Raw genomic sequence first — 16,822 nt, 5'->3', positions numbered from 1 at the left:
CATCGAATTTTATCCTCATAATTTTTCCCTTACAAATCTAATTTCTTTATTTTGTTTTCGTAACTTTGTCAGTGCCTTAACACAATGTTTATGAAAATCACTAATGTAATATTATATCTCCTTTTTATTCTATTATCTATTACTGGTATTTGTCAAAATTTGCCTAATGGTTGGGAAGGTTTTTCAAATACAAACTCGTGTCATTGTATAATAATTCCAAAAAATGTTTTTCCTGTTATAAATAATGTAATCATTGACAGCGCCGATTATATAGGAGTATTTTTCAGTGACGAGGGAACACTAAAATGCGGCGGTGCAAGTCAATATAATCCTAACAAAAATATTTCCATTTTTGCATACAGTAACGACCCATTTGTTCAAGGCAAGAACGGATTTTATTCCGGCGATTCTATATATTGGAAAATTTATTCCAATAAGGATGAAATTGAATTCGATTTAAGTTTCATTAAATATAATGAAGGTGAAATTTATAATTCTTTAGGAGTTTTTACTAATTTGGGAGTTTCTGTTATTGACTGTATAAGTGCCGGAAGTTTTACGGCAAATGCTTACTCTTCTAATCCGGATGTTTGTGAAAACAATAATTCTACAGTATTAAACTGCAATCCTAACGGCGGCTCAGGTAATTATTCCTTCACTTGGAAAAGCATACCCGAAGGAATAACATCAAATAAACAATTATTTGAGTGTGTAATAAACGATGACACTTTCTTTGAAGTAACAGTAACGGATAACATATCGTCATTGAAAACTTCTGCTAAAGGCTATACGGCAATCTCGTACATTTCTCCTCCAGAAATTATTATTAATAACGACACAAATATCTGTATATTTAACTATTATATAGAACTCTATCCTAAAACGTGTAATTACACTTCGCTTCAATGGCGTACAAATGGTGACGGATATTTCGATGATTATACAAATGCCATAACCAAATATTATTTCGGAAGTTTCGATTTTATGTTAGGATATGTAAACTTAATACTTGAATTACAAACGTTTTATCCTTGTTATTATTCAACTTCCGAAACAATGAAAATCAATTTGAATGAAGATAAAGAGATTTCAGCCGGCGAAGATATTAAAATATTTAAGGGAGAAGAAACGATGCTAAAGGGCATTATTTCATGTTTTACCGAAAATTACGAAATAAACTGGCAACCGGATTCACTACTATACGACAATAATATTATTAATCCGTTGACCTTACCTCTATTTTCTGATGTTAATTTCGTTTTAAATGTAACTGATTTTACAACAAATATTGTCTATGAAGATATCATTTCAGTAAATATTATTGATGAGAATTCAATTCATTTAAATTCAGAAAACATATACATTTATCCGAATCCATTTTCAGAAATATTAAAAATAGAAACAAAAGAAAATATTGAAATAAAGATTTACAATATTTATGGAAAATTAGTTTTAATAGATGAATTGAGAGAAGGAGTTTCTGTTATTAATACAAGTGGTTTGAATCGTGGTATTTATTTTTTTGAAATGATAAAAGACGATAAACGAAAAGTAATTAAAATAGTAAAGAGTTAAAACTGAATATCTTTAATAATTTTTTTAGCTTAAAAAAATATTTTAATTATAAAATTCCACCACAAAAGAAATGAAAATTCGGATTTCTCATTATTCTGTCTTTTCTAAATATACTTATCATTTTTACGTTTCTGGAAAAAGCATTTCATCAGTATATGCATTCTCATAATAAAAAGTATTTTCTATCGATAAAATATTTTCTATCATCTTAACTTTTGTATCGGCAACTTGATTGTCAGGATCAATTTTTAAAGCATTTCTATAATCACCAAGGGCTTTCCCGAATGCATGAAGTTTTTTGTACAAATCACCACGTCGAATTAAAAAATCTGCGGTCATTTCTACTTCCAATTCCTTTGTCAAATACTCAATTGCCGCTTCAAGTTTCTCATCGGCAATAAGTTCTTCTATATATTTTACTTTAACGGTATCTTTCATAATTTTTATGCAAAAATAAAGATTATTTTTCTTACTTTTGCACACAAACGAAAAACAAAGCAGAATGATTACAAATAATTTTATCAATCGTCATTTGGGTCCCGATAAAGAACAAATAAGCAAAATGTTAGAAAAAATCGGAGTCTCTTCAATAGATGAATTAATTAATCTAACAATTCCCGAAAAAATCAGATTTAAAGAAGATCTCGACCTTCCTGAAGGAATGAATGAGTATGAATATGTTTCGTACCTGAAAGGTTTGGCTTCTAAAAATAAAATTTTTAAATCGTTTATCGGTTTGGGTTATTATAATACCATTTTACCGGGTGTTATTCAAAGAAATGTTCTTGAAAATCCGGGTTGGTACACTGCATACACTCCATATCAAGCCGAGATTTCTCAAGGCAGACTTGAGGCACTTCTTATTTTTCAAACTTTAGTTTCGGATTTAACTGGAATGCCGATTTCCAATTGTTCGCTACTCGACGAAGGAACTGCCGCCGCTGAAGCTATGATAATGAGTTTTAATGCAAGACACAGAGAAAAGATGAAACGTGGTGATAACAAATTCTTTATCTCTAAAAATTTATTTCCACAATCTATTGCGGTTATTTCTACAAGAGCAGAGTATCTGGGAATTGATGTTACAATTGGCGATGAAAAAGATTTTGATTTTGCAGATGATTATTTCGGAGCAATACTACAATACCCAAATGCTTTCGGTAAAGTAGAAGATTTTGCCTGGTTTACAGAAAAAGCTCATGAAAAAAATATTATTGTAACTATTGCAGCAGATTTAATGAGTCTTACTCTATTAACTCCTCCTGGCGATTGGGACGCAGATATTGTAGTCGGTTCTGCTCAACGTTTCGGAACTCCAATGGGTTACGGCGGTGCTCATGCCGCTTTCTTAGCTGCAAAAGACGATTATAAACGCAAAATGCCGGGAAGAATCATTGGTATTTCTAAAGATAGATTGGGTAACAAAGCTTACAGAATGGCTTTACAGACACGCGAACAACATATCAAACGCCACGAAGCAACATCAAATATATGTACATCACAAGCACTTATGGCAATGATGTCGGGATTTTATGCAGTTTATCACGGCCCTGATGGTTTAAAACAAATTGCTCGACATATCAATATCCTTGCAATTGTACTTTCAGACAAATTGAAAGAATTGGGCATAACACAAATGAATGAACAATTTTTCGATACAATTCATTTATCGTTACCACAAGGAATTTCTGCAAATGCCATCGGTAAAAAAGCTTTAACAAAAGAGATGAACTTCAGAATTATTTCTGATAATGAAATCTCTATAAGTGTTGATGAAACTTCTACTTTAAATGATATTAACACAATAATTGGAATTTTTGCTGAATCCACTGGAAAAGAGTTCAAACCTTTTATCTGTGACAAAAACGTTTGTGGAAAATTAAGTTCGATCAAAGGAAGTTTAAATCGACAAAGCAAATATTTAACATCAGAAGTTTTCAATAAATACCATTCGGAAACAGCAATGATGAGATTTTTAAAATATCTTGAAAACAAAGATCTTTCATTGAACAGAGCAATGATTCCACTGGGTTCATGTACGATGAAACTGAATGCGGCAAGTTGGATGTTTTATCTAAGTTGGCCTGAATTTGCAAACATTCATCCTTTTGTTCCTGAAAATCAAGCTTTAGGATACAAAGAATTGATTGATAAATATTCTGACATTTTGGAAAAAGTTACAGGATTTGCAGGAATTTCTTTCCAAGCAAATTCCGGAGCCGCAGGTGAATATGCGGGATTAATGACTATAAGGGCTTATCAAAAAGATAAAGGAGAAGGATACCGTAATGTTTGTTTGATTCCTGCAAGTGCACACGGGACAAACCCCGCAAGTGCCGCTATGGCCGGATTAAAAATTGTTGTTACTAAAACTGATGAAAACGGAAATGTTGACATTAATGATCTGAGGGCAAAAGCTGAAGAATATAGAGATAACCTTTCTTGTACAATGATTACTTATCCTTCAACTCATGGAGTTTTTGAAGAAGAGATTTTAGATATCATTAAGATTATTCATGATGCAGGCGGACAGGTTTACATGGACGGTGCAAATATGAATGCACAGGTTGGTTATACTTCACCCGGACATATAGGTGCTGATGTTTGTCACTTAAATTTACATAAAACTTTCGGTAGTCCTCATGGTGGCGGTGGCCCCGGAGTTGGTCCTATAGGAGTTGCCAAACATCTTGTTCCTTATTTGCCGTCTAATCCTGTTATTAATATTGGTACGAATAAATCGCTAGGGGCTATTTCTTCAGCACCATTCGGAAGTGCCTTTATTATTCCTATTTCCTTCGGATATTGTATGATGCTTGGTGGTGAAGGAATGAAAAACGCTACAGCAACAGCAATTCTAAATGCAAACTATTTACGTAAATCTATTGAAAATCATTATAAAATACTGTATGTTGGGTCTAAAGGAATGTGTGCCCATGAAATGATCATAGATTGCAATGAATTTAAGAAAAGTGCTCAATTAGAAGTTATTGATATAGCGAAACGTTTGATGGATTATGGTTTCCACGCGCCAACAGTTGCTTTTCCTGTTCATGGAACATTAATGGTTGAACCAACCGAAAGTGAACCGATAAGCGAACTTAATCGTTTTATTGATGCAATGGTAAGTATTCGCAAAGAAATAAAGGAAATTGAAGACGGTAAATCTGCAACAGATAACAACTGCGTTAAAAATGCTCCCCACACTTGCGAGATTGCAACCTCGGAAGAATGGAATTTACCTTATACAAGAGCAAAAGCTTGTTTTCCGCTTGGTTACACCGACGGCAAATATTGGCCTGCTGTTACCAAAATAGATGACGCTCATGGTGATAGAAATCTGATCACCGTTTGTGAATGATTACTATTTGAATGACAATAGCTTAAAAGCTGTTCAATATTGGGCAGCTTTTTTTATTATAATGAAAGAGTAACAACTTTGTATTCGTATATATACAGTTTGATATATCTGGTTATATACGATGGAACAACAATTGATAACAAATAATAAACCATAGTCATAACATCCTATACACTTGTAGAAAGATAAAATGTGGTTTTGAATAATTCAGACCATACTAGAATATAATACTTTTGATGTAATATTCCGGTTTATAATTATTAGCACATTGTATAGTAATATATTTACTGCCAAAATTTTGCATTAATTTCACCGAGATTAATGATGTTCGATTTTTGCTTTGTTGCCCAGGAAGGATTTTAATTTAAATATCAATAAATATCATAAAGTATCATTTTATAAGAAAATCAATTAATTGTCAAATTTAAGTATCATGATAATATCATAAAGTATCATTTAATATCATTTTTTTTGGGTGTAAAATTAGGATTGATTTTTTTCTTATTAAATTTAGACATTTCCTTTTTCTTTAGTTCATCAACTATTTTTATATAGGGTTTCATCGCTTCATAATCTTCATGCCCCGTCCATTTCATAACCACTTCTGCCGGAATACCCATTGTTAATGAATTAACGATAAATGTACGCCTTCCCATGTGTGAAGACATAATTTCATGTTTTGGTAATACGTCTTCAAAACGTTCGTTGTTTATAAAATATACCTTCTTTATTAATTCATTAAAGCCTGCAATCTTCCCAAGCTCCTTTAAGTAATCATTCATGTTCTGGTTGGTAATAATCGGAAGAGCTTTTTTCCCTAAAGAATCATCATCTTTATACTTAGCAAGTATTTGCCGGCTATATTTGTTTAGATCTATTTTAATTCCTTCGGTTGTTTTTTGAGTGACAATAATCAAGTAATTGTCTTTAATATCTTCTTTTGTCAGCTTTGATACGTCAGAATAGCGCAATGAAGTAAAACAGCAAAAACAAAATACATCTCTTGTCCTGTTAAGGTAGTTTTTCGTTTCCGGAATTTTAAGGTTATATAAATAAATTAATTCATCCCAAGTTAAAAAGGTAGGTTCATTTATTAATGATGTTCCTTTTAATTGCGGCGAGAAGGTATTGTGTAGATTTCCATTATAATATCCATTCTTAGACGCCCAACGAAGAAATCCTTTTGTGTCTCTTATTCTCTTTTCAATAGTACTATTAACCAATTCCTCATTAAACATGGATTTCATAAACTTGATTAAATCATTATCCGTTATTGTCTCTAAGCTTAATTTGGGATCGAATCTCTTTAATCTCTCTTTAAGTCCTTTGTATTTCTTCCATGTTCCTTCGCTCCAAGAACGCATTATGCTAACTTTTTGCATAAACTCATCGAATAGACTAAAAAAGTCACTCTCTTGTGTGTCTTGCTTTTTCTTTTCTATTCTATTGCCGTCTTTTATCGCAGCCTTAATAATTATATCTTTTATTTCTTTTGGTTTCGGTACTTTTTTCTCTACAAGCTCAAACCTGTTAAAAGCATCTATTGCATAATTATTATAGGTATTAATGTGATTGTTTATCCATTCGGAGTTCCTACCCTCTTTGTTTGTATATCCGGGAAATACCCTTTGGGTTTTCGGATCCCACGCCTGAATATCTATCCGCACACCAATTGGAATATCAAGCCGAGGAAAACCATGATAAGAAATGCGCATTTTAATAGGTCTGTTTTCAGATATAAATATACCATTATTTTTTCGCTTTTCTACATCAAATCTTATGCTTTTTTTGATATACATTTATATTATTTTTATTTCCAACCCCTCAATATCTTTCATTGTGCTTTCAAGTTCTTTTGTTGCGCTCTGTATTTTGGTTAAAACATAGTCTTTGAAATCTTCCATTGTCTTATTGCAAACATCAGCATCAAATATAACTGTTTTTTCTCCATTGGCTTTCGCTTTAAGTACCGCCGTTTTCAATTCTTCGTGCATCTTGAAATCATTGTACTTTAGCATTGCGAGGAAAAGTGCGGTGTTTGGTTGGAGAGTGTTTTGTTGCATGGATTAATTTTTAAAATAAGTAAAAGTCAATACCAATAATGTAAGCACAGCCACAGTAAGACCTATTATAGTGATTATAAAACTCCATTTTTCCCGCCTACTTTTTATTTTTTCTTCTTTATGCAAATGTTCTTTATATTTAATAAAACTACCATATTCATTAATTATATTAGAAGTTAATTTATTTTCCCATATTAAAGCCCTATTTGTCTCTGCTACATCTGCTATTCCATATCCCTTAATAATGCTTCTAATTCTAATAACAGCCATATCGGTTATATTTGGGTTTTGTTCAGAAGTCAATTCGTGGTAGGTATCGTAAATAAAAACTGTCTTATTTCTATCTTTAATTACTCTACTTAAAAGTTCATTAATAATTTCATCGTCTGTTAGTACTTTCTTTTCTGTTCCCATAATCACAATTATATCATACTGTATTTTTTAAAAAGTCGAAGCTATCCCCATTATTATAGCCCCAAATACAGATAATATTGTAAACACAACAACTATTATCTTAATTGTGTTTATAGCCTTAAATGTTTTCTTTTTATAATAGAATTTGATAATTTTACCGTATTTTTCATAAAATTGGTTTAAAAATTCAATTGTATCAATTTCATCTGTGTTTTCAAAAAATTTCAATTCTTTGTCAGAAATTTTAACTTCTAAATCTGAAACATAATCAGTTGCTTTTTTAAGTTCATTAAACTTGCTTAAAATAATTTCTTTTTCTACCATAATTCTTTTTTTAGTTAATTAATATTTATTTTTCTTTTCTCATATCTTTCAGCATATTGTTTGCAACAGTCTTATTCATAAAACCCCATTCTCCTATGTTACCAACGGTAATTCCAATGGTTTTTACTCCCAGAAGGTTATAATAAAACCCCTTATTTCCCTCTGGTAGTCCTAATTCAAATTGATCTCCTTTTTCCATTGAATCAATTGTTACAATAAAGTTTTCAAAAAATTCTATAGTTTCTTCTTTGTTGCCAATTATTACCTGAATAAAATTATTTGAATTATACTCTTTATCTCTCATAGTAAAAGAATATACTGTAACTGAATCAGCCGAATGTTTGTATAAATAATAATTTCCAAGTTCATAAATGCCTATTCTTTCAGCTTTACTTTTCTTTTGAAATCCTTGTGATAATAATGTTACGTTAATAACTGTAAGTGTTATAACTACGATAATTTTTTTCATAATTGTTCTTTTTTGTTAGTATTTAGATTATTCTATTCGCCTGTATTCATATGTTCCACTAAAATTATCTTGACTATATTTTAAAGTCAGAATCTCAACCCTTGTAATATAATAATTAAATTCTTCATTATTAATAGGAATATACTCGTTATATTGTACATCTCGCATGCTACCACTAATTATAACATCATATCTATTCTCACTAATAACTTTAAACGCTCTAATATCTTTAAGGGCAATATCATCTTGATAATAATTTATAGAAGCCAAAAGATAATAATTATCGTATGTAAAAATTATAGTATCATGAGTTTCTAATATTTTATCCTCATTTTCAACATCTCTTTTTTCAGACAAAATCCATGTTCCGGCTAATTCATCAACAACAAACTCTCTTTCTTGTTCTGACTCACATGAAATAAAAAAAAGCATTATTCCTATGATTATTAATATCATTATTTTTTTCATTGTATTTTAAATTTTAATATTTTTTTATTATAAATTGTTCTTTTCCAAATTTCACTATTTTGCATTTGCAAAGTTCACATCGTCCTTCTCTTCGTTTGCAACACCCACCTCCCGCCTTAATGCTGGTGTAAGTATCTTGTCTTGCATTAATTTTACTAATATTAAATTTTCTTCTTGCTGCGAAGATAAGGTTTTCTCCATATTTTTAAGCATTTCCCATAATTCTTTTTTAGAAACAACAAATTCTTCTATATTATCATTTAATAATTTACTATCAGCACTCTCTTTTTTTAGCATGTCGCCAATTCCTGTCATTAACCAATTATAGTCAACATTATCATAAATTCTACAAATATCATTTGCAACTTCAGAACTAACCCCATTTCTGCCATTTAAAATATGATATATTCTGTCAGGTCTTTTATAACCTAAACTTTCTGAAAATTCCTTTGAATTCATCTTTAAATGACTTATAAGTTTATTTAAGTAATGATTTTTTATTTTATTAGCCATGTCGTATTTTGTTGTATATTTGTAAAATTTTAATTTAAGTTGTTATGAAATTTTCAAATCTTTTTTCATATCTTTTTTTGATTGATCATATTTTAGATTCTCTTTTAGAATCATTTCAATGGTACGAAAAAGCAAGACCATATTACGAATCAATGGATGATGATATATTAAAAGCATCTTCATTATAATTATATGCCCTCAATATTTATAATTTTCTGCCTTAATTCAACAAGCCGCCCAATTCTGTCAGGATACATCATTCCATTTGTTCGAGAAATTAGGATGTTTTTTTGTGCTTCGGTCAAACAAAACCCTGAATAATCATCAATTGTGGTAATCGCAATATCTGTTATTTGATTGCATAAATCATATTTACCTGTTATATTATAATGAGTCATAGCCAATAGCGAATGAAGTAAAAATCTAAATGGATATTCTTGATTCTCTTTTGGAGAAATAAGATTCAAATAAACTCTTGATATTGCATTTTCAGAATGACCATCATTAATTAATGCTCTTTCTTGAATATCAGCGCTCAATTTAGATAATCCTTTAACTTTTACATCTACATTCTTTTCTATATTATCTAATCTATTTTTTACATCTATAAATGTATAAATCTGCCAACCAATTAACAATAAAACCATCGATGTTAATGTTGCTACAATCCAACCGAAAAAGGCATTATCGGGATTTTGCGTATTGCTTAATGATATAATTACTGCAGTAATACTAAATAATATTGCCAACCCTGACAAAATAACTACTAACCAATTTTTATTTCTTTTCATTTTATATTTATCTTATTTTCAATCAATTACAAGTTGTTAACATTTTTTAACAGTCGAAATACTACATTTGTGTAGGATATTGTTGTATTTGTAGTTTTATGTTGTATCTTTGCATTATCTAATTAAACGATACAAAAGTAATCAAAATACTTTAAACTGACAATAGCAAAAAACACCTATTAATAACTAAAAATAAATAACATGGGTCAAAAAATAACAAACGCAACACAGTATAGTTTTCGCAAAGGTTACGGTAAAGTTCCGCAAAACCTATCCTTAGAAGTAAGGATGAAAATACAAACGGTATTAAGAATAACATCAACTCCTCAATGGAATAGAAGATTAAACGGAGAAGTAATTCCTAACCTCGAAGAAGCAAAGAATATTGAAACGGTATTCGCTGAATATGGTATAACTGAAATCTGGGGAGCTGAATAATGAATACTGATGCTATATTAACAAAGAGGCAAGAACAGATTGCGGGACTAATAGCAACAGGACACGCGCAAAAAGAAGTTGCCGATATATTAGGTATTTCTATACGCACGGTAGAAAATATCATGCGTGAAACCTATAAAAAAGTAGAAGTACATAAAGCCTCTGAATTAACAGGCTTTTACCTGTGTAATTTCTTAGGATTAGATTATAATGAAATCCGCAAGAAAATCATCGAAACGATAGTTATGACGGTTGTCGTGATGTTGTCAATTATACCTAATTATAATATTAGGAGAAACAACATCAGAAATGCTCGTACATCAGGCAGATATTGCCATTATTCACGAGGCAGAAGAACTGAAACGGCTTATAACCTTTAAAAATATAATAAAACACCTAAATGAAATAATATGGCAAAAATTACATTAACAATTGCAGACCTTGAAAACCTTCTTATTGAAGCTAAGGAGCATCACAAAAAATTTGAATCACACACAAATAGCACAATTGAGATAGCAGTAAAAAAAGCAACTGATATTCATGGTAAGTCTGATAAAGTAGAAGCATATTTACAAAGCGCATGGGCAGAATGCAACTCACATTATTTCTTTAAAAATTAAATAAACAGCCATGAACATCACAAACGACACACGGATAATTGACTTGACAGTTGGGGAATTGATGCAATTACTTGGAAAAGATTACACCCCTGTTACTGAAAGAAACTTTGTTCCAACTCCTGAGAAACGATATGTTTATGGTATTAAAGGAATTGCTGATTTATTTGATTGCAGTAAAACAACAGCGAATAGGATTAAAAAAAGCAAAGTCATTGATGAGGCAATTCATCAATCCGGCAGAAAGATTGTCGTTAATGCTGATCTTGCTTTGGAATTAATGAGAAAACATAAAGAAGAAGAAGAAAACTTTTAAAATAAAATCACTATGAAAAACAAGAAAAAACAACCAAAGAAACAAGCTTCACAAGAGCAAAAACCACTACCGTACCTTTTCGGTGCGCTTCAACTACTTAACGACGTAAGGAGAATTTATGAGAACGTTTAATTGTGTCAACGGAATATGGCAATACGCCGAGAACGGTAAGATTGTCAAAAGAGGCAAGAATATTAGAAAGGTAGTAAACGCCTTAGCATTCTTAAAGAAAAACTAAAACCATGAATTACGTTTGCTTTCCAATATCCAAACTGCAAGATATATTGAGTGCTGCCGCTGAAACGGCGGTAAGCAAATATATTGCTGCTGCAAATCCCAAAGATGATCTTGTAAGCGAAAGACAGGCTTACCGCCGTTTCGGCGAGGCGAGAATAAGGCGTTGGGCAAGAGAAGGAAAGCTTACGTATATTCGTTCAGGAGTGGAGAAGAATTCAAAAAAGCTCTACTCATTAGCACAATTGATTGCACTGGAGCAATCAGAAATGATAGGAAGCATAATCGAAATTAAAACAATGTAATAACAATGGAAACAACAAAAGAAAACAAAACTGAAAACAAGCCTGTTATTGGATATAAGGGCTTTGACAAAGAATTAAAATGTCGTGATAAACAATATGAGATCGGCAAAGAAGAAACGGAAGGTGAAGTAAAATTATGTGAGAAAGGATTTCATTTTTGCGAAAATCCGCATGATGTGCTTGGATATTATAGCGCCGGTGATGGTAATAGATTTGCAATTGTAGAGGCAAATGATGTTTCGGGTGAAAAAGGGGACAACAATTCAAAACGAGTCGCAAAAAGAATTCTTGTAAAATCAGAGATAGGCGTATTTAATATTTGCAAAATTGCAGTATCAGCATTTTTTGAAAATTTTGATTTCAAGAAAAAAATAAACAGTGCCGATACAAATAATGCTGGTAACTATGGTGCTGCTAATGCTGGTAACGGAGGTGCTGCTAATGCTGGTGACTGTGGTGCTGCTAATGCTGGTTACTATGGTGCTGCTAATGCTGGTAACGGAGGTGCTGCTAATGCTGGTAACTATAGTGCTGCTAATGCTGGTGACAGAGGTGCTGCTAATGCTGGTAACGGAGGTGCTGCTAATGCTGGTTACGGAGGTGCTGCTAATGCTGGTGACAGAGGTGCTGCTAATGCTGGTAACAGAGGTGCTGCTAATGCTGGTGACAGAGGTGCTGCTAATGCTGGTGACGGAGGTGCTGCATCTGTAAAAGAAAACGGAGTTGCCATAGCTTCAACAGACGGAAAAGTGAAAGGTGGGAAAGGTTCTGTTATAATTCTTACCAAAAGAGATATTAATTATAATATAATAGACTTCGCAGCTGCACAAGTTGACGGAATAAACATCGAAGCTGATGTATGGTATCGTTTGGATAATGGAAAATTAATTAAAGCAGAATAACAATGAATATTTCGGGAAGTTGGACGGCTTACAATTATGATATGTCTCTGCCCTCTGAATGCAGGTTGGGTGCGGAAGATATGCCTACGAGAAAAGTAGAATGTGAAGAATGTGGCGGAAAAGGGTATTGGACACCTGAAGAAACAAACGAGCCGGATAACGAACCTTGTGAGTGCTGCAATGGTAAAGGCTTTATCCTTGAGGAGTACGACCCGGAAGAAGAATACGACCCGATGGATTATTATGATAGATAAAAACCTTTAAAAACAAATAAATTATGAGTGAAATTATTGAAATTAGAGAAAGTGAGATGTTGCAGGCTATTAACAGGTCTGAGATAGACATCCAAATTTCAACAGCAAAACAATACCCACGTAATATTGTCAGCGTCTTAAATCAGATTAAGACTTACGCTACAATGGACACTGAAACGGCAGAAGATTGCTTTTATGCCTTGTATAGAGGTAAGGGCGACGATAAAAAAATGGTTGAAGGATTATCGGTTCGCATGAGTGAAATTATCGCCGGAGCGTGGGGGAATTTAAGAGTTCAAACAAGAATTATCGGCAACGACGGAAAGACAATTACAGCTCAAGGTGTTTGTCACGATTTAGAGACCAACACAGCAGTATCGGTTGAAGTGAAAAGACGGATAACCGATAAAAACGGCAGAACATTCTCAGAAGACATGCAGGTTGTGACAGGCAATGCAGCCTCTGCAATAGCTTTTAGAAATGCTGTACTGAAGGTTGTACCAAAGGCAGTTACAAAGAAAGTCGTTGAAGATGTTAAACAGGTTGCAATGGGTAAAGCCGTTGACCTTGAGACAGGAAGACAAAACGCATTCGCTAATTTTTCAAAAGCAGGGGTATCTGAACAAATGATTTTCGACAAGCTTGGAATAAGTAAAAAAGAAGAAATCGACAACGAAAGGCTTTTTGTCTTACGTTCAATCTGGACGGCAATAAAAGAAGGTACAACCTCCATTCAAGAAGAATTTATCAAGCCGGCAGAGGAAGCCAAAAAAGAAGATGCGGCTAAAAAACAGGCGGAGGAAAATATGAAGAAAGCCCAAGAAGCAACAAAAAAATCTGAACAATTAAACAAAACGAAAGATTCTATGACAACTAATGTTGACACACAGACAGGCGAATTGTTTAATGATGAAAATAAATAATTAATAATGAGCGCAATATTATTAAAAAACAAAGACCGCCATCAATGGCTCAAGGAGAGAGAAAAGGGAATAGGCAGCAGCGATGTTGCCTCAATTCTCGGACTTAACCCTTATCAATCGGCGTATCAATTATGGCGAAAGAAAAAGGGGATTGATCTGCCACAGGAGAATAATTTTCTAATGAAGGCAGGCAATTACCTGGAAGATGCCGTTTCAAGATTTTTTGCCGATGAAACAGGACTTGATATAATTAAGTCGTCGGCTGAAAATATCCTCTATGTAGATAACGAGAAAGATTATCTAAGAGTGTCGCCCGACAGGCTTTTCTGGCTGCCTGATATGCCAAGAAATAAATCAAACAAGGGGATTTTGGAGATTAAAACAACCCAGATGAGTGTCGATAAAGATAATCTGCCGCCTTACTGGTTTTGTCAGCTTCAATATCAATTAGGAGTTGTCGGACTTTATCAAGGGGCTTTGGCGTGGCTTTGTTGCGGACGAGATTTCGATTACATGAATATTCATTTTGTCGAGGATTTTTATGACTATATGATAGAGCAAGTAGATAAATTCTGGATTGATAATATCATAGGCAACCAAGAACCTGCATTATCCAGTATTGATGATGTTATGATGAAATACCCAAAGCATATTCAAGGCAAGATTATTGAAACAAAAAACGAAGAAGTATTGAAGTATTATGATGAGTTAAACCGCCTTAAGGATGAAATTTCGGAGCTTGGGAGTAAAAAGACAGAGATTGAAGATGCAATGAAGTTCATTATCGGTGACGGCGAGGCTCTATCATATTGCGGTCAGATTCTGGCAACATGGAAAGCGAGCAAGGATGGTGAGAAATTCAATGTAAAGAAATTTGAAAAAGAACATCCGGAGCTTTACTTGAAGTATCTTGATAATAAAAACGGAAGTAGAAGATTTTTGTTGAAATAATTTATTATAGTATGAATTATATCGAGCTTATAAAAGGTTTTTGGCGGTCACATGAAGAACATTCATTCAACACCACAGAAGTAGCTGTTTATTTCCATCTTTTAGAAATATGCAACATCTGTCATTGGAAGAATCCATTCAAACGGAACAATTCTAAAATCGAAGCGGATTTAGGAATTTCCTTTAACACTTTGAAAAATGCTCGAAATAAACTCAGACAAGCAGGTTTAATACGATTTGAAACTCGCAACGGAAGTCCTAATGTTATTTATACCTTGTCAAATTTTGACGAGGTTGGTGACGAGGTTGGTGACGAGATAAATAAAACAAAAACTAAACTAAACAAAACTAAACTAAACACTCTATATCCTTTACAGGATATTGTCGACGAGTGGAACTCATCGACCACATCGCCCCTTAAAAAAGTTAAAATTTTAAATGAAAAAAGAAAATTAAAAATTAAAACGCGGCTTTTGGAATTTGGAAAAACTCCCGAGATTCAGCATCAGACTTTTCTTGAAATCATTGAAAAAATCAAAAAATCAGACTTTATGCGAGGAGAGAATAAAAATTCTTGGATTGTCACATTTGATTGGATTTTTGAGAATTCCACGAATTGGGTTAAAATATTAGAGGGTAATTTTGATAACAAAGAAAGAAAAGATTGCGGTCAAAAGAAAGAAAGTCAAAGTATTAACGACAAATGGAAGGCAAAACTATGAGTTTAAGTATCGGAAATATTATACAAGAATTAAGGCAGGAAGAAACGCCACAATTCATTGAGCGCAAGCATTATGACATTGACGTTAATCAACTCGTTGAACTTGCAACGGTAATCGGAACGCAGATGTTTCCAGAGAAATTTGTCATTGACGACCAAAACAGGTTTGCATACGAAAATGCCCTTAAATGGCTTGCAGGTCAAGAATTTCAATGTTTGGATTTTGATAACGAAAAGAAAATTATCAAAGGAAATACTTGCAAAGGTTTATATCTGGCTGGTTCGGTTGGAAGTGGGAAGAGTGTTTTGCTTGAGATAATTTCCAAGATAGCAATGAAGCTCGGCGTGTTGTGGTATTCAGACGGAAATCCAAGACCCTTAACAGGAATATGCCACCGCTCGTCGTCAATTTGCGATGATTATAAAAACACGGGTGAGATAGTTAAATACAAGAATTCTCCGATATTGTATATCCAAGACTTGGGAACTGAACAGCCGGAGACAATGCACATGGGGAACCGCAATAGAGTTTTAAGAGAAATTCTTGAACACAGAGGCGACAGACCGCAATACATGACACTTATTTCTTCGAATAACAGTCCAAGCGATATCGACAATCTTAACATGTACGGCGAGCGTGTAGTTAGCCGCCTGTACGAAATGTCTAACTACTTAATTATTAACGGAAAAGATAGAAGAAAATTATGAAAAACTTATTAGACAACGATAAAAATTTCTACCCAACACCTGGCAGTTATGGATTTAGCGAGATTTATTCTTGCTCTGAACGACTGAATGATATAATTAAGACATTAAACTATTTAGAAAATAGAAATTCGGATCATAATTATAATACTCGGCAAAATCTTGAATCGAGTTGGAAAAGTGGGATTTTAAAGGACATTCAATTAACTCATATTACCGTAACTTTTTATAAAAAAGGCACATGTCATATAGTTTTTAGAGACCTTGAACTTTTAGAAAAGTTTAATCTTTTCGGAAGCCAACAAAAAAGCTGGTTGCCACCAAATTTCGGACGTAAACCATTTGGGGATATGAATAATGAAGAAAAGGAAGTTGTGAAAGAATTCTGCGGGAATACTGAAAATTATATGAAAATTTTCAATAATCAAGAACTTTATTTGATTGATGAAAAAAAATTATTGAATTAATAAATTTTAAA

24 protein-coding genes are annotated in these 16,822 nt (G+C 32.8%); 15 read left to right on the top strand and 9 right to left on the bottom strand.

The window, feature by feature from the left end:
* Positions 1–90 precede the first annotated feature (90 nt).
* Positions 91–1,575 (top strand): T9SS type A sorting domain-containing protein, encoded by a 1,485-nt coding sequence (locus tag LBP67_05270; GenBank protein ID MDR2084387.1) that lies wholly within the window; start codon positions 91–93, stop codon positions 1,573–1,575.
* 123 nt (positions 1,576–1,698) lie between these two features.
* On the opposite strand, the gene LBP67_05265 is transcribed toward LBP67_05270, so the two are convergent.
* Positions 1,699–2,013 carry a tetratricopeptide repeat protein gene (locus tag LBP67_05265; GenBank protein ID MDR2084386.1) on the bottom strand — a complete coding sequence of 105 codons (315 nt, stop codon included), beginning with the start codon at positions 2,011–2,013 and terminating at the stop codon, positions 1,699–1,701.
* A 64-nt stretch (positions 2,014–2,077) separates the two neighbouring features.
* Here LBP67_05265 and gcvP point away from each other — a divergent pair, with 64 nt between their 5' ends.
* A complete protein-coding gene (gene gcvP, locus LBP67_05260; protein ID MDR2084385.1) occupies positions 2,078–4,936 on the top strand; it encodes an aminomethyl-transferring glycine dehydrogenase in 2,859 nt (952 codons plus the stop codon).
* A 452-nt stretch (positions 4,937–5,388) separates the two neighbouring features.
* Here gcvP and LBP67_05255 read toward each other — a convergent pair whose 3' ends face one another.
* Genes LBP67_05255 through LBP67_05225 form a run of 7 tightly spaced genes read right to left on the bottom strand, consistent with a single transcriptional unit; the run spans position 5,389 to position 9,187 of the window.
* Positions 5,389–6,735 carry a site-specific integrase gene (locus LBP67_05255; GenBank protein ID MDR2084384.1) on the bottom strand — a complete coding sequence of 449 codons (1,347 nt, stop codon included), beginning with the start codon at positions 6,733–6,735 and terminating at the stop codon, positions 5,389–5,391.
* Positions 6,736–6,999 carry a hypothetical protein gene (locus LBP67_05250; protein ID MDR2084383.1) on the bottom strand — a complete coding sequence of 88 codons (264 nt, stop codon included), beginning with the start codon at positions 6,997–6,999 and terminating at the stop codon, positions 6,736–6,738.
* 3 nt (positions 7,000–7,002) lie between these two features.
* Complete coding sequence (locus LBP67_05245; GenBank protein MDR2084382.1) at positions 7,003–7,413, bottom strand: hypothetical protein; 411 nt, start codon at positions 7,411–7,413, stop codon at positions 7,003–7,005.
* A 27-nt stretch (positions 7,414–7,440) separates the two neighbouring features.
* Positions 7,441–7,737: a hypothetical protein gene (locus LBP67_05240; protein ID MDR2084381.1), complete on the bottom strand. Its 297-nt coding sequence runs from the start codon at positions 7,735–7,737 to the stop codon at positions 7,441–7,443.
* A gap of 25 nt (positions 7,738–7,762) precedes the next feature.
* The gene (locus LBP67_05235; GenBank protein MDR2084380.1) at positions 7,763–8,206 is read right to left on the bottom strand and encodes a hypothetical protein; all 444 of its coding nucleotides are present in this window, start codon (positions 8,204–8,206) and stop codon (positions 7,763–7,765) included.
* 27 nt (positions 8,207–8,233) lie between these two features.
* Positions 8,234–8,674 (bottom strand): hypothetical protein, encoded by a 441-nt coding sequence (locus LBP67_05230; protein ID MDR2084379.1) that lies wholly within the window; start codon positions 8,672–8,674, stop codon positions 8,234–8,236.
* Positions 8,675–8,728: 54 nt separating this feature from the next.
* Positions 8,729–9,187: a helix-turn-helix domain-containing protein gene (locus LBP67_05225; protein MDR2084378.1), complete on the bottom strand. Its 459-nt coding sequence runs from the start codon at positions 9,185–9,187 to the stop codon at positions 8,729–8,731.
* Positions 9,188–9,231: 44 nt separating this feature from the next.
* Between LBP67_05225 and LBP67_05220 the strand changes: the two genes are divergently transcribed.
* A complete protein-coding gene (locus tag LBP67_05220) occupies positions 9,232–9,375 on the top strand; it encodes a hypothetical protein (GenBank protein ID MDR2084377.1) in 144 nt (47 codons plus the stop codon).
* On the opposite strand, the gene LBP67_05215 is transcribed toward LBP67_05220, so the two are convergent.
* Positions 9,376–9,978, bottom strand: coding sequence for a hypothetical protein (locus tag LBP67_05215; protein ID MDR2084376.1), 603 nt, complete (start codon positions 9,976–9,978; stop codon positions 9,376–9,378).
* A 201-nt stretch (positions 9,979–10,179) separates the two neighbouring features.
* Between LBP67_05215 and LBP67_05210 the strand changes: the two genes are divergently transcribed.
* The 12 genes from LBP67_05210 (at position 10,180) to LBP67_05155 (ending at position 16,811) form a co-directional block, all read left to right on the top strand.
* On the top strand, positions 10,180–10,416 hold the full coding sequence (locus tag LBP67_05210; protein ID MDR2084375.1) for a hypothetical protein: 237 nt from the start codon (positions 10,180–10,182) through the stop codon (positions 10,414–10,416).
* A complete protein-coding gene (locus LBP67_05205) occupies positions 10,416–10,796 on the top strand; it encodes a helix-turn-helix transcriptional regulator (protein ID MDR2084374.1) in 381 nt (126 codons plus the stop codon). Before LBP67_05210 ends, LBP67_05205 begins: the two co-directional genes overlap by 1 nt.
* A 30-nt stretch (positions 10,797–10,826) precedes the next feature.
* Positions 10,827–11,036: a hypothetical protein gene (locus tag LBP67_05200; GenBank protein ID MDR2084373.1), complete on the top strand. Its 210-nt coding sequence runs from the start codon at positions 10,827–10,829 to the stop codon at positions 11,034–11,036.
* Positions 11,037–11,046: 10 nt separating this feature from the next.
* Positions 11,047–11,349, top strand: a complete 303-nt coding sequence (locus LBP67_05195) for a DUF3853 family protein (GenBank protein MDR2084372.1) — start codon at positions 11,047–11,049, stop codon at positions 11,347–11,349.
* A 242-nt stretch (positions 11,350–11,591) separates the two neighbouring features.
* A complete protein-coding gene (locus LBP67_05190) occupies positions 11,592–11,888 on the top strand; it encodes a hypothetical protein (GenBank protein MDR2084371.1) in 297 nt (98 codons plus the stop codon).
* A gap of 5 nt (positions 11,889–11,893) precedes the next feature.
* Positions 11,894–12,790 (top strand): hypothetical protein, encoded by an 897-nt coding sequence (locus tag LBP67_05185; GenBank protein MDR2084370.1) that lies wholly within the window; start codon positions 11,894–11,896, stop codon positions 12,788–12,790.
* Positions 12,791–12,792: 2 nt separating this feature from the next.
* A complete protein-coding gene (locus LBP67_05180) occupies positions 12,793–13,044 on the top strand; it encodes a hypothetical protein (protein ID MDR2084369.1) in 252 nt (83 codons plus the stop codon).
* Positions 13,045–13,067: 23 nt separating this feature from the next.
* On the top strand, positions 13,068–13,967 hold the full coding sequence (locus LBP67_05175) for a hypothetical protein (protein MDR2084368.1): 900 nt from the start codon (positions 13,068–13,070) through the stop codon (positions 13,965–13,967).
* Positions 13,968–13,973: 6 nt separating this feature from the next.
* Complete coding sequence (locus tag LBP67_05170; protein ID MDR2084367.1) at positions 13,974–14,918, top strand: YqaJ viral recombinase family protein; 945 nt, start codon at positions 13,974–13,976, stop codon at positions 14,916–14,918.
* 11 nt (positions 14,919–14,929) lie between these two features.
* Positions 14,930–15,640 (top strand): hypothetical protein, encoded by a 711-nt coding sequence (locus LBP67_05165; GenBank protein ID MDR2084366.1) that lies wholly within the window; start codon positions 14,930–14,932, stop codon positions 15,638–15,640.
* Positions 15,637–16,347, top strand: a complete 711-nt coding sequence (locus LBP67_05160) for a hypothetical protein (GenBank protein MDR2084365.1) — start codon at positions 15,637–15,639, stop codon at positions 16,345–16,347. Before LBP67_05165 ends, LBP67_05160 begins: the two co-directional genes overlap by 4 nt.
* Positions 16,344–16,811, top strand: a complete 468-nt coding sequence (locus tag LBP67_05155; GenBank protein MDR2084364.1) for a DUF4942 domain-containing protein — start codon at positions 16,344–16,346, stop codon at positions 16,809–16,811. The genes LBP67_05160 and LBP67_05155 overlap by 4 nt, the downstream gene beginning before the upstream one ends.
* Positions 16,812–16,822 lie beyond the last annotated feature (11 nt).

The sequence above is a fragment of the Bacteroidales bacterium genome, from assembly GCA_031276035.1.
In the GTDB taxonomy this organism is placed as follows: domain Bacteria; phylum Bacteroidota; class Bacteroidia; order Bacteroidales; family BM520; genus RGIG7150.
This window is presented reverse-complemented; position numbering and strand designations above follow the sequence as displayed.